The sequence below is a fragment of the Bradyrhizobium sp. Ash2021 genome (genome assembly GCF_031202265.1).
In the GTDB taxonomy this organism is placed as follows: Bacteria; Pseudomonadota; Alphaproteobacteria; order Rhizobiales; family Xanthobacteraceae; genus Bradyrhizobium.
In genome coordinates, this window is the sequence record NZ_CP100604.1 from 8,137,371 (window position 1) to 8,149,723 (window position 12,353).

General features: G+C 58.0%; 11 protein-coding genes. 6 read left to right on the plus strand and 5 right to left on the minus strand.

What is annotated here, in order from left to right:
* The first annotated feature begins 61 nt into the window (after positions 1 to 61).
* Complete coding sequence (locus NL528_RS39235; protein WP_309179682.1) at positions 62 to 1,687, plus strand: hypothetical protein; 1,626 nt, start codon at positions 62 to 64, stop codon at positions 1,685 to 1,687.
* Positions 1,688 to 1,776: 89 nt separating this feature from the next.
* A complete protein-coding gene (locus NL528_RS39240; protein ID WP_309179683.1) occupies positions 1,777 to 2,130 on the plus strand; it encodes a hypothetical protein in 354 nt (117 codons plus the stop codon).
* A 69-nt stretch (positions 2,131 to 2,199) separates the two neighbouring features.
* Here the strand turns inward: NL528_RS39240 and NL528_RS39245 are convergent, their stop codons facing one another.
* Both NL528_RS39245 and NL528_RS39250 read right to left on the minus strand, forming a co-directional pair.
* Positions 2,200 to 3,915, minus strand: a complete 1,716-nt coding sequence (locus tag NL528_RS39245) for a hypothetical protein (protein ID WP_309179684.1) — start codon at positions 3,913 to 3,915, stop codon at positions 2,200 to 2,202.
* Between the two features lie 926 nt (positions 3,916 to 4,841).
* Positions 4,842 to 5,513 (minus strand): recombinase family protein, encoded by a 672-nt coding sequence (locus tag NL528_RS39250; RefSeq protein ID WP_309179685.1) that lies wholly within the window; start codon positions 5,511 to 5,513, stop codon positions 4,842 to 4,844.
* A gap of 127 nt (positions 5,514 to 5,640) precedes the next feature.
* Here NL528_RS39250 and NL528_RS39255 point away from each other — a divergent pair, with 127 nt between their 5' ends.
* Positions 5,641 to 5,982 (plus strand): hypothetical protein, encoded by a 342-nt coding sequence (locus NL528_RS39255; RefSeq protein ID WP_309179686.1) that lies wholly within the window; start codon positions 5,641 to 5,643, stop codon positions 5,980 to 5,982.
* A gap of 61 nt (positions 5,983 to 6,043) precedes the next feature.
* A complete protein-coding gene (locus NL528_RS39260; protein WP_309179687.1) occupies positions 6,044 to 6,595 on the plus strand; it encodes a hypothetical protein in 552 nt (183 codons plus the stop codon).
* Between the two features lie 45 nt (positions 6,596 to 6,640).
* On the opposite strand, the gene NL528_RS39265 is transcribed toward NL528_RS39260, so the two are convergent.
* Complete coding sequence (locus tag NL528_RS39265) at positions 6,641 to 8,143, minus strand: glycosyltransferase family 39 protein (RefSeq protein WP_309179688.1); 1,503 nt, start codon at positions 8,141 to 8,143, stop codon at positions 6,641 to 6,643.
* A gap of 337 nt (positions 8,144 to 8,480) precedes the next feature.
* On the opposite strand from NL528_RS39265, the gene NL528_RS39270 reads away from it, so the two are divergent.
* Positions 8,481 to 8,747: a hypothetical protein gene (locus NL528_RS39270; RefSeq protein ID WP_309179689.1), complete on the plus strand. Its 267-nt coding sequence runs from the start codon at positions 8,481 to 8,483 to the stop codon at positions 8,745 to 8,747.
* A 1,035-nt stretch (positions 8,748 to 9,782) separates the two neighbouring features.
* On the opposite strand, the gene NL528_RS39275 is transcribed toward NL528_RS39270, so the two are convergent.
* Complete coding sequence (locus NL528_RS39275) at positions 9,783 to 10,472, minus strand: recombinase family protein (protein ID WP_309179690.1); 690 nt, start codon at positions 10,470 to 10,472, stop codon at positions 9,783 to 9,785.
* 241 nt (positions 10,473 to 10,713) lie between these two features.
* Between NL528_RS39275 and NL528_RS39280 the strand changes: the two genes are divergently transcribed.
* Positions 10,714 to 11,085 (plus strand): very short patch repair endonuclease, encoded by a 372-nt coding sequence (locus tag NL528_RS39280; protein ID WP_309185190.1) that lies wholly within the window; start codon positions 10,714 to 10,716, stop codon positions 11,083 to 11,085.
* Here the strand turns inward: NL528_RS39280 and NL528_RS39285 are convergent.
* Positions 11,082 to 12,353: a NotI family restriction endonuclease gene (locus NL528_RS39285; RefSeq protein WP_309179691.1), complete on the minus strand. Its 1,272-nt coding sequence runs from the start codon at positions 12,351 to 12,353 to the stop codon at positions 11,082 to 11,084. The genes NL528_RS39280 and NL528_RS39285 overlap by 4 nt on opposite strands.

Here is a 12,353-nt window from a genome sequence, read left to right on the forward strand (position 1 = left end):
TCAGCAACGTACTGATAGACCTGACGTATTTGCCCGCGCTAAATACAAAAGGCGCATACAAATGGCATTGCGGATGGTCGCGTTAGTTCGAGCGAAAGACGGCAGTTGGTTCGCCCGCAAGGGCATCCCGGAAGACGTGCGCGACCCATACGCTCGGCTCTTTGGCGTTCGCAGGGAAGCCCATCTGAGACTGCCAAGGGACACCCCGCACCACGAGGCAAAGACGCGGTGCGCGGAGTGGATAGCCGACGTTGAAACGCGCATCGCCACGTTGCGTGCTCAGAGTAACGGTGAAGGCCAACCGCTCACCAAGCTCAACGCAATCGCACTAGCTGGCCGGTGGTACACGTGGTTCGTCGGGCAGCATGAGAACGAGCCCGGACCAGCCAAGCGTTGGCACCAGATGAGCGACCACCTCGTGTGGAACGTGATCTACCCCGAAGCGCCCGAAAGCTACCACGAGAACCCCAAGACCGATCCTCACTGGGAATGGCAAAAGGAGCCAGAGGTTCGGGAAGCAGTGAGGCCGCAGGTTGCCGAGTTGGCGCGTGTGGCAACATTTCTTGCCAGCGAGGGTATGGCGCTGAATGCCACCGCCTATGCGCTCTTTGTCGATGCTGTTAGCGACAATCTCCTGCTCGCCATAATGTTGCTGGAGAGGCGCGCGAATGGCGACTACTCACGCGATGACACCCCTGAAAGCTTTCCACAGTTCACGGATGGACCCGTGCGCGGCTCAGGCGTGAGCTGCTGGGAATTGTTCGAGGCTTTCGTTACTGCAACAACGCCCGCACCCAATACGGTGGCACGCTGGCGAGCCGTATTCCTCGAAATGCAACGTGAGTTTGCCGAGGTGGGGGCGGATGGGATCACCGAGGACGCTGCGCGCAAGTGGGTGCATGGTCTAATAACAGCGAAGCGTGCGGCGATCACTGTCCGGGAGATTTGGCTTTCAGCCTCGCGTCGAGTGTTTAGTTGGGCGCGCGAGCACAAGCGCGTTCGCCAAAATCCCTTCAAGGAAGTCAAGGTTGACGTTCCCCGCAAGATGCAGATGCGCGAGGACGGCCGCAGCTTCACCGCCGCAGAGGCCAGCATCATTCTGAAATCCAGCCTTGCGTATCAAAAGCCGGACACGCCAACCGAGAGGACGCGCCGCTGGGTGCCATGGCTGTGCGCGTACTCGGGAGCGCGGTCAGGTGAAATCACCCAGTTGCGGGGCGGCGACATTGAAGACCGCAATGGCTTCTATGTGATGAAGCTGACGCCCGAGGCGGGCACGGTCAAGACAGGCAAGCCGCGCGTTGTGCCAATCCATGAACACCTGATTGCTCAGGGCTTCATTGCAATGGTGCAGCAGGTTGGGAAGGGGGCGCTGTTCTACAATGACAAGACGCCACAGAAGAAAAGCAATGACCCTTTGAAGCCGTCGCGTTCTCGCGCCGACACTGCTCGCGCTCACTTGGGAACATGGGTTCGTGGATTGGGTGTTGATGATCCCGAACTCAGCCCTAATCATGCCTGGCGCCACCTCTTCAAGAGGATCGGTGATGAAATTGGGATGGCGGAGAAAATGAACGACGCCATCACAGGGCACACGCAAGCGACCGAGGGGCGGAAATATGGCCCGCCGACTGCGGTGGCCATGGCCGAAGCTCTCAAGAAATTCCCGCGCTACAAGCTAGATTGAACTTGTAACCACTCGCCGGACGTGTCGCGTCTCCAACTGGGGGCAGCGAAGCGTACAGGCGACAACACCAAAGAAAAATAAGGAATGCCATGGAACGGAAAGCAATTGTGGCGCTGATCCTTGCCGGTCTCGCACTCTCGGCGTGCGTCTCTCAGGAAGAGATGGCCGCCCGAAGGCAGATGGCACAAGCCAACCGGGAGAAACAATGTGCCTCCTTTGGCTATAGGCTAGGAACGCCAGATTACAGCAAGTGTCTCGAAAGCCTGTATCTGCAAGATCAACAGCTAGCCGTTGCAGAAGAAGCGAACCGGCAAGCACGCCTCCACGAGTTTGGGCAGAGGCTACAGCAGGCCGGTGCAGCGATGCAGAGCGCCAACCCGCCTATGGTTCACTGCACCACCATGCCCAACGGCATCGGCGGCACTAACACGACCTGCCAATAAGGGAAAAAGGCCGCACCGGGCTCCCTTAGCTGGGATAACCTGATGCGGCCATTGTCTTGTCTATTCTAGCTACGCTGCTTCCTTAACCAGCTCACTCTTTCCACCCCTGCCCTTGCCTGTGACGGCGTAGGTCACCCCAATCGCCTTGAGGGCCATGGTGGTCCGGTGGTTCTCGTTACGAAGATTCTTCTGTAGGTCCTTCTTGGCATCCGGCTTGAGCCCAAGCTCACGGGCCACCGCCGTCACTGATGTACGCCCCGGAGCCCGGTTACCCATAAAGGTCAACAAGCGCTCATGGGGTGTTCCTGCGCCCCGCCGGTGGACCTTGGGGCCATCCGGCTCGAATGGCCAATCCGCAACCTGTATCCCCGGCATCTCCCGGCGAATAGCAGCTAGAATGTCCTCACCCCGCTCACCAGAAGGAAGCACGATGAACACATCCGCCGGGGGGCACCCACCGTGGTCATCGGTGACGTGGCGGCAGCAGATGCGATTGATCGCCTGAATGATGGAGGCTGATAGCTGACGGCGGACCATGTGCTCACGCAGGTTACCGTGGCCTTCCCAGGTTGGATTGTCGAGCCAATCATCCCCTTGGACGCCTTTGAGCGCAAAGAAGACGTTGGTGGGCCACGTCACCGCATCACGAAACGGCAGGCCGAAGATGACAGCCACATCACAGTCAGCATAGGCGTTGCTGCCGTCAACAGCGCCCCAATGCGCCTTGGTCACCTTTGCGAAGGGCATATCTTCAGCCTCGGGCAGCTCGTGCTCGACCGCTTTGTGGACACAGAAGAACACGGAACGATCCGGCGTAAGGCGCTTGGTAAGGTCGTCAATAAGGCGAGGGAAGCGCGTCTTTGCACGCTCTACCATAGCTCCCTTGCCGATCCCTGAGCCCGTCCTCGCAACGTGCAGCTTGACGCTGCTGTAATCACGTACACCGGGAGGCGTCGGGATAATCACCGCGCGGTCTTCCATAAGCTTGTAAATGAAATCCTCACGGGCGGTAGCGTCTAGCACCACAGGCCCCGGAGCATCCAAAGGCACCAGTAGCGCCGATGAGTTGAGTGTGGGCTCTGTGCCTCTCAGCGCAAAATACGCATACTGATCCAACACCGCCGCAGCAGCCTCCAGCGTCTTGTCTATCTGCGTCGCAATGCGGTTGCGCTCCTTTACGTCAATCTTGCCCAGATACTGGTCATAGGGGAGCTTGAGCATCTCGGCGCGCAAGGCGGCTAGGTTGACAGGACTGCTTGATGCCCCATCCGTGCCCCAAGCCATACATGCTCCACCACCGAAGCCTGCACTGACACCGGCATGATGTCCCAAGGCCACATAGAGTTGCTCAAGGGCCGCCACCTCAGCGGTGTAGTTAGACCGCAGGCAATGAGGAATGAAACCTATGGCTTGGCCTAGACGGTCCATCTTTACTTGGCTCTCCTCGATGGCGTTGCAGAGAGCCTCATCGATGATGGTCAGGAGACGCTTGCCACCCTTCCAATTCGTCAGGCGGTGCCACCGGCCAGCGCGTGTACTGGTGAGGGTCTGTGTGGCGGTCACGTATGCCTGATGGGTGATGACCACCACATCGCTTGCGTGGAGTTGCTCGTGGGTTGCTCGGTGTTCGCTGTGATCGGCCACAGCAACCTGACGGCCAGCGAGGGCATTGATAGCAGCCACCATCTCATCGGCTTGGGCAATCAGGCGGGTGACGATGAGGATGCCTACAGGCGTCTTTTGGGCTGTGGCAGCGTTATGCTCAGCTTGGAGCGCTGCGTACACCTTGGCTCCCAAGGTTTTCCCTGAGCCCGTTGGGGGCCACAGGATACGCCAGCGTGGCGGTACACCAGCGGCTGTGTCTAGAATTGCAGCTTGGTAGGTGCTGGCCATGGTAGTCCACAGGGCCCTTAGAGGGGCACTGGGCACGTTGTGGTAGGCGGTAGTCCATTCGTTGGTTAGACGCGCGACGAAGGTCTGCGGCGGCACGAGGGCGTATTGCCCGTGCAGGCCGATAAGGTCTGTCATGTTGGGATAGGTTCCAGAGTTGGGAATTAATGGGGGGGCAAGCTCTAAAGAGATTACCCTATAGAGGTCTCACCCCCATTCTTTGGGGCAGCTAATAAGGAAGGGGACAGTGGAGGAGGAGACAGAAGATTTGCAGATTGCCAGCGACTAGCTACAAACCTCTGTTCCCCCATAGTGGGGCTCTGTGGGTAGCTGCTAATTGCTTCTTTCCCTTTTCCCTTGCTGTAGTGCGTATCGACGTTGTCTGCCTAAGTAATTGGTTTTGTTACCACTAGCCGAAACGGCCATATAACTGCACAGCCATCTGTTCCCAGCTTTGGGCAGAACAGGGCAGCCCTCCAATGCCCGCAGAAGCCCGTAGGAAGCCCGTGGGTGCGTCGGGCGCCATGTCTAGTCCTGCAGCGGTCAGCCATAGAGGCCACCAGCGGCCTCCGCTGAGGCTCCTCTGGCGCGTCGGTACCAGAGTGCCCATGCAGGGGCCTGTCGTTCCACCCCGCCCGGCCATGGTGCCCTACCGGTACTCTCAGCGAAGCACACCGCCCTGTTCAGCCGAGCAGAGGCCAAAGGCTTTAGCCGTCGATTTTTGAAAGGGGCCCCGTCTCGATCCTGCCCAAGGGGCCCCATGCCCGGCCGGAGTCCCTTAGCTGTCCATTAGCGGGCGGCGGCGGGTCGCCCCCTCCCTGTCAAGCCCGCTCAAGAATGTTTGCGATTGACTGCGCGTACCACATCCCGCCGCGCGCCGTAGGGATGCCTCGCGCATTCAACGCATCCGCAATCTGCCGCAGCGTGCTCGCACCGGCCTTTTGGGCCTCGCGGATGATCGGCAGAACATTCGCCGCGTAGCGGTCAGCCTCGGCTTTCACGGCTTGCACCGCGCTCTTGCGGGCCGTGTGGAGCTTGGGGTTACCAAGGGATACCCCGCGAGCCTTGGCGGCCTTAAGCGCCTGACGTGTCCGCGTGGAGATGAGCGCCCGTTCCTTCTCGGCTAGAGCGGCGAATAGGTGGAGGACAAACGGGTCAACGTCAGGCCCCAGCTCTGCGACGAGAAACGGCACCTTGTGAGCCATGAGCCCGGAGATGAAGTGCACGTCGCGGCTCAGGCGGTCCAGCTTGGCGACAGCGACTTGGCACCTGAGTTTCCGTGCGGCAGCCAGCGCCGCCTTGAGCTGAGGCCGGCGGTCCAGGGCGTCTGCCCCCTTCCCTTTTTCGACCTCTACGAACTCACGGGCCACCTCGAAGCCCTCGGTTTGCGCGAATTGCGCGAGTGTGTGCCGCTGCGCCTCAATGCCGAGCCCAGAGTGGCCCTGCCCTGACGTGGACACGCGGATGTAAGTGACGAGCGGTGCGGTTCGCATGGTCGGAGGGCTCTCCATCGGCCTGTAAAGAACCTTATCAACCGATTAGGATTTATACAACGCGCGTTTTGGAATCTCTGCGATTCCGTTTTGCATGGCTTTAACGATTAAGAAGCACTCAAGGACCATGATGGCCGTATTGGCTGCGACCCGACGCGTACACGGTGGTATCAGCACTATGCCGCTCTTTAACCTCTATGCCGTTCCGATCATGGATGGTGCCTTTGCAAGCACGTACCGCATCCTCGACGAGAACCCGCATCTCAATAGTGTTTCTGCGGTGGTCGCCGCTCGTGCAACCGCTGAAGAAGCCAGAGAGAATGTCCATCGCGCCGCAGAAGCAGTGCGAAGTGCAAGCGGCTTTTTTGGGGAGATGAAGGCGCAGCGAGCCCTTCGACAAGCGGGCTACGCGGCTAAACTAGCTCTCGACGCTCTGGTCGCTACCGCCGATAGGCACGACCGGGGATAAGTAGGAGAGCGTAGCTCCGGGACGTCGAAGGGCGGCGTTCCGGCGGGCTTTGGAGTTTATGATGGCGAAAACGCCTGTTGCCGCGGAAGCAGTTTTTCAGCACGCCGAATGCTTTTATCAAGCTTTCGCGGCGCTCCGTAGCCTCAGCCCCGATCCTCGTGAGAATATGCACGGCGCCATCACCCTGGTGGAACCGCTCATCGTGCTTGCCTCACTTACGAGCGAGCTATTCTTGAAATGTCTCATTTGCATCGAGACAGGCGATACGCCGCGTGAGCACAATCTTAAGGAATTGTTCGATCAACTTAGCGAGGGGACGCGTGCTCGAATTCAGCGTTTCTGGGATCGCGAAGTTGCGGCGCGCAAGCGCGAAGAATGGGACAATTTAGAGAAATTTGGCCTGAAGATGCCTCGCGACCTGCCATCGGCCCTCGCCAAGGGAAGCAATGCATTCATACGATACCGATACAGCTACGAGGGAAATACGGAGGGCTTGCATTACTACCTCGAAGAACTTCCAGCGCTGCTCCAAAAGCTCATTTTGGAAATGAACCCAAATCTTGAGTCGTGTCGCCGGGCACCTCTTCCGTTGCTAGGCGTGTCCTACCATTAGCGTCAGCGGCTACTTTGCTTCCTGAGAACACAAGCGCGCGGATGATCAGCCTGATTCGGAAGGCTGAATCTCTACAATGCTATACGGCCTCCTCAGGGATATGATGGTTCCGCGATCCACTAGCCGCATTTTTGGGTTTTGCTGAGCCAAAGCGGCTTCTTCCATCGGGAGCATGACCGCAACAGCAGGTGTTTTCAGTCGTGCTAGATCATCTATCGTGACCGTGCGAATCGGCCTCCTGACGTAGACCAGCATGTTGTATTCGGTCGAGTTGGTGAGAACGTAGAGGGGGCCAGGCCTGTCCTGTAGAGCAGCAGCAATCGCTTCCCCGGCTATCTGGCTTTCTTGAAACAGATGCGGCCAGAAAGGCATCGCGACCCAGCCCCGAATGAGCAGCCCGCCGAAAATCAGATAGCTCACGGTCAGCGTCGACGCGATTAGCCGGGGCTTGGTGCGGCGCCAATCTTCGAACACGAGCCCACAAATTACCGCGAGGGTGAGAGTCGCTGGCATTGCATAGCGCGTAGCGACACCGCCGGGCCAGATGACCAAAACTACCGTGCAGACCACCGAGTAGAGTATCGCTGCAAGCAACAGGTCATGCTCGCCGACTCTCCATCTGCGCGACATGATAAAGACCGCCGGTCCTATCAAAATTGTCGCTGGCAGAACTTCTGCAAGCATGCTCACGACGAAATCAAGGTGGTCGCGGACGAGCTGAAGACCGGTTGTAGTCAGCAGCCGAGAATGAACCGTCCAGTACTCAAGATCATGCGGTTGGTACACGAGCAGATACCAGCCACCGATGACCAGCGCCGCAAGAACATTAGTGACAATGAATGCGGGAATCTGACTGCGTTGCCGTTGCAGCAGGAGATAAGCGCCAACGCCGAGCGTAAAGTAAGCAACGGGTTGTGGACCTTTGGTAAGACCTGCGAGGGCGATCAAAAGACCGATGCTGCCCCACCTGAGCGGCGTCATTCGCTTGCTGATCGTCCCCTGCCACCAGCTACAGAACGCTGCAAACAAGAGCGTTGACATCACAATGTCCGGCTCAGCGTTGATGAACTTCGGGGCGACCATCGGCGTGCTAAGCCAACAGAGCACCCCAAATACCGCAGCGGCTTTGCCGGTAATCGACCTCAACAAGCCGTAGATGAGAAATGCGCCCGCAAGGAAAAATCCAAGGTGCGGAATACGGAGGGACCAAAGTGTCACGCCACCGGTGAGTTCACCAAACAGCGCGCTGATCCAGGACAGCAGAACCGGGCGTTCGGCAAAGCGGTCACCATAGAGGAAGGGTGTAAGCCAATGGCCATCTTCCATCGCGCCGCGTGCGATTGCGATTATCCGGCCTTCTTCTAGGTTTGAGGCGCGCACAATAGTGGCGGGAATTGCCTGAATGATGAAGAGCCCGATTACCCAAAGGATTGGCCACTGGGCCTTATCCAAACGGGAGAATTGGGAAAGCAGCCATTCGCCAGGCGCGAAAACATAACTCGACACCCGTGCGATAGCTGCACGGTTAACGAAGCCCACCGAATGCATTCACAAATTCCCCCAGCCCAGTCTCACTAAGCCCAACTTTACGCGCGGGATCAAGGGAGTGAGTGGCGGCGCGCTGGCCCCATGAGCCGCGCATCCTAGGGCTCACCGTGGGGCGAGCGTCCCCTCAGTGCCTCCCTGTGGTATTCGCACGCAGCTGCAAGCTTGTCGGTGGTAGCGCAAAGTGGTAGCACTGACGAAGCAGCGAAGCTGAGTTGTGCCCGTTTTATCTGGGTTTCGTGAGCGCGCGGTCCTTCCCCTAGGGAGCGCCAAAGTTTTCAATGGCTTGGCTCCCCAGGGCGCATATGTTGCCTCCCATAAGCTGCTGCAGAGGCTATCCATGACCAATGACAACGATCCAGAAATAATGCATTCGCCGCTTTCAGGGCCCGTCACCCACGATGGGATAACCGTGAGCGTGGAAATTTACAGAATGCGTAGCGGCGGCGATGGATGGTCTCTTGAGGTCGTTGATGCTGAGGGCACGTCGACCGTCTGGGACGAGACTTATCCAACCGATCAAGATGCTTATCGAGAATTTCAGCGAGGTTTGGAAGCAGAAGGTCTCCCCGGTCTCCTGGAGGCGACGCCCAGTAATCTGCACTAGGCGCTTTTCGCCTCAAATCGCTTTGCTCTTCAGACACAAGGCACCCGGTGTGCATCAGTTCCTGAACGCAGATTGGGAGAAGGTCTTTTAGACCAATTTCCGAACGATGGCGCACATCCAGTCCATAACGTGGACCGAATGTTTGCGGTCCGTGGGGCTTCTACGGGAGCCAGCGGGTTCCCGGTGTGGCCTAATATGTTAATAACCGGGTGGGAGCGAGCGCACGGCGAGCCTTGGCGAGGATGACTCCCAGAGCGCCCAGAGATGACTCAGGATTCGTTTGTGCGGACGTCCGCTACCCCGGTGGCCCTCAGAAAAACGCGCACCAGTGAGTCTCCTAGAGTCATCAGCAGCGTCTCCCTCGCCCTAAAAGGGATTTCCTTGGTTCCCGGTGGGTCACGCCTGTTACCCGTTCACCAGCCATCTGCCTTCGCGGGCCGCGTGTACAAGCGCATTACGGTTATGATGGAGGGTTTGTGTTCTTTACCCCAAGCAATCCGAACACCGTAAACATGCCCATCGTGAAGCCGTACTTGAGCGTTTCGAATAACGACGCGATGGGTGGCGGCTGAGGGTTCGGGCCCCAGATGGCGACGGCTCCCATCACGAGGCCGCAGAGGGCCGTCAGGCAAACAGCGCACAAATAGGTCACGTTGAACCGGTCTCTCACGACACGCTCCCATTGGTTGGGGCAATCGTAACCACGCCGGGTAAAAATCGACTTAAACGAAACGGATTTTTAATGAATTTGTCGGTCACGGGATGTCCTTCCGACACCCCAGAATGGCATGTAGTAAGGCGGGAATAAGATGGGTTCTAGTTAAATACGGATTAAGTGCGGGCAGATGTGAGGCAACTGGAGTTATTTTCGTGAACAAATCTTGGTTTCGTGGTGGATACTCACACTGCTGCAGATACCTCGGCAGCGGCTGTGGCCTTAAGGGCCATATTTTGAAGTCGCGCCCTCCAGTGCGTATTAAAAGGGTCCCATGTCACGGTAGGGGACCCATTTTTTCAGGGTAGCGCCGTTGGAAATTACGCCGCGTTGCCAAGTCTACTGAGCAGCCTTGCGACCGCAGTGGGGTGCCACTTGTTTCCTCGGGGTGCCCGGATGCCGCGCGTGTGCAATTCGTCCGCGATGCCGCGCACGGTGGTTATGCCTGAGCGTCTGATGTCGTCCACGATGCCCCTGAGGTCCGATGCGCGCTGAGCCGCATCAGCTTTGATCTTCGCCACAGCGTCTGCGTTGCCCACTTGCTTCCCTTTGAGTGCGCGTGCGCCATTGGGGTTGCCGAGCTTCACCCCCCGCGCCTTGGCAGCGGCTAGGGCATTCTTGGTGTTCTCGGAAATGGTCCGGCCCACGGCCTCCGCGACCGCTGCAATAATGTGAATGGTCAGCCGGTTCGCATCCGGCATGTCCGCAGCCACGAAGTCCACCCCGCGTTCCTGGAGGCTGGAAACGAAGTGAAGATTACGGGCCAGCCGGTCTAGCCGCGCAATGACGAGCTTAGCCCCCGTCGCTTTGGCGTGACTGATTGCGGCCTGAAGCTGCGGGCGGGTGTTCCTCTTGCCGCTCTCAACCTCGACGTATTCAGCCACGAGCTTCCATCGACCGCCATTCAGATACCGGGCCACGGCCTCCCGTTGAGCTTCCAAGCCGAGTCCGCTGCGCCCTTGCTTGTCGGTGGAGACGCGCAAATAGGATACGAATTTGCCTTCTGCCATGTCGGATGCCCCTGTTACAAATTACCGCAACGAACGTTAGATCAATGTGTAACGATCCGCAGGAACGGGCAGTAGGCATTTTTTGGAATCATAGAGATTCCGATTTGCATGGCTTCGAAACGAGGGAGGGTTGTGAATGGTGCCCTGATTTCAAGCTTGAGTGGCTTGAATTATGACTGAACCGATCGCAACGGAGACCCGAGCATTGGACACGGTTAGCCGGGAACAACGCAGCCGGAACATGGCGGCAATCAAGGGCAAGAACACGAAGCCCGAATTGAGAGTTCGCCGCTTCCTGCATCAGCGCGGGCTACGCTATCGGCTTCACGTCCCCGACTTGCCGGGTAAGCCAGACTTGGCCTTTCGTACTAAGAGAGCCGTTGTCTTTGTGCACGGTTGCTTCTGGCATCAATGCCCCCACTGCCGCGTCAGTAGCCGCGAAGTAAAATCGAACGCCAGCTACTGGTTGGCGAAGCTTAAACGCAACCAAGCCCGTGACGTAGCGGCAATAACTACGCTGAGAACCGCTGGATGGAAGGTGTTTATCATCTGGGAGTGCCAAGTCGAGGACGAAACGACACTCAGCCGCCTAGCTAAAGCGCTAGAGGTTTAGCCCCCATCTGGCTCGTCTTCCCTTACCGCTTCCTCGCTTGGTCCTTCGTAGCCAGTCTGCTTTTCGAGGGCTTCAATCGCCACTTCTACCGTCCGGACGCGCCGCGCTCGGCTTTGCGGGGTTTTGGTCGGGCGCTCCGCTGCTATCTCCGCAACCACGGTTCGAGCCAACTCTGGCCAAATGGCCTTCAGCCGGCGCGACATTCCAGCGAGAAACCCTGCCTCAGCATCGATGTTAGACAAGGCGGCTTCTGGAGCCACTTCAAGCGCCCAATACGAGAACGCTGGAGCATCAGTTCCTATTACCGTCCGGACCTGGATAGGTGATGGTGTCGTCGGAGCGGCAGCATCGGAATCAAAAACGAAAATCCATGCTGGCCAAGGGTTGGGCTTCGGTTTTCCCGGAGCGAGGAGACTATGCGTTCCATCCGGCTCTGCGACGAGCGTGGGCGCTCCAAGGTGACGCTGCCAACTATCCCAGACCGACTGCGGGATGGCGAGAACGCATCCGGCGCAACGGTCGTGATGACCCAACTGAAACTTGAACATCATCTGGTAGAACGTTCGCTTGAAAACGTTCGCAATGTTGGGGCCTTCTACACCCTCGGACAACCAATGCTGATTTGCCTGCAAGGTTACGGCGAAGCTCCCCGGATGCAGCCGCAGACCGTCCTTCAGATTCCGAACGGCGTGTTGATAGGAGCCATGAAAGTCGGTGGTTTGAATTTCGAGGATGCCAAATCGGCTGATGTGCGGAGCATCGTTGACCAGCGTCATTTCGACAATCGTCACGTCGAAAGCGAACTCGGGAGACCTATCGGTGGCTGGGATGGACAGCTCGCCGCCCATCTTCTCGTCAAAAAATGTGAAGACCGACTGGCCTGTCTGAAGGCGAGACAAGATGTCGTCGCGAACTTCAGATTTCACGAGATTAACTGCGGGGGTGACAAATGGATTGCTCTCGGTCCCTAGCCCGAACAATCGACGTACAGCTCCTGCGACGATTTCAGGACTCAACGCCCTGTAGGGGCAGACAAGCCAGTCTTGCCGCGGTCCATTGCTGATGCAGCTTACAGAACACACACCCTTTGACTGGGGGTTCTTGATGCAGGCGCGATTTTCCCCGGTGGCTGCAGAAAGAAAGGGACAACGCTCACTGGTTTGGTCGGCAACAGCTTGTGTATTAGAAACCACATTCGGGTGGATGCGGTGGCCAAACCACTCACTGACGAAATTTCCCGGCGTTCCTCGCGAAGTCTTTTTTGCCAT

Coding starts and splice junctions, on each gene's coding strand:
- NL528_RS39235 (WP_309179682.1), top strand. CDS start 62: ATGGCATTGCGGATGGTCGCGTTAGTTCGAGCGAAAGACGGCAGTTGG.
- NL528_RS39240 (WP_309179683.1), top strand. CDS start 1,777: ATGGAACGGAAAGCAATTGTGGCGCTGATCCTTGCCGGTCTCGCACTC.
- NL528_RS39250 (WP_309179685.1), bottom strand. CDS start 5,513: ATGCGAACCGCACCGCTCGTCACTTACATCCGCGTGTCCACGTCAGGG.
- NL528_RS39255 (WP_309179686.1), top strand. CDS start 5,641: ATGATGGCCGTATTGGCTGCGACCCGACGCGTACACGGTGGTATCAGC.
- NL528_RS39260 (WP_309179687.1), top strand. CDS start 6,044: ATGGCGAAAACGCCTGTTGCCGCGGAAGCAGTTTTTCAGCACGCCGAA.
- NL528_RS39265 (WP_309179688.1), bottom strand. CDS start 8,143: ATGCATTCGGTGGGCTTCGTTAACCGTGCAGCTATCGCACGGGTGTCG.
- NL528_RS39270 (WP_309179689.1), top strand. CDS start 8,481: ATGACCAATGACAACGATCCAGAAATAATGCATTCGCCGCTTTCAGGG.
- NL528_RS39275 (WP_309179690.1), bottom strand. CDS start 10,472: ATGGCAGAAGGCAAATTCGTATCCTATTTGCGCGTCTCCACCGACAAG.
- NL528_RS39280 (WP_309185190.1), top strand. CDS start 10,714: ATGGCGGCAATCAAGGGCAAGAACACGAAGCCCGAATTGAGAGTTCGC.
- NL528_RS39285 (WP_309179691.1), bottom strand. CDS start 12,353: ATGGCAAAAAAGACTTCGCGAGGAACGCCGGGAAATTTCGTCAGTGAG.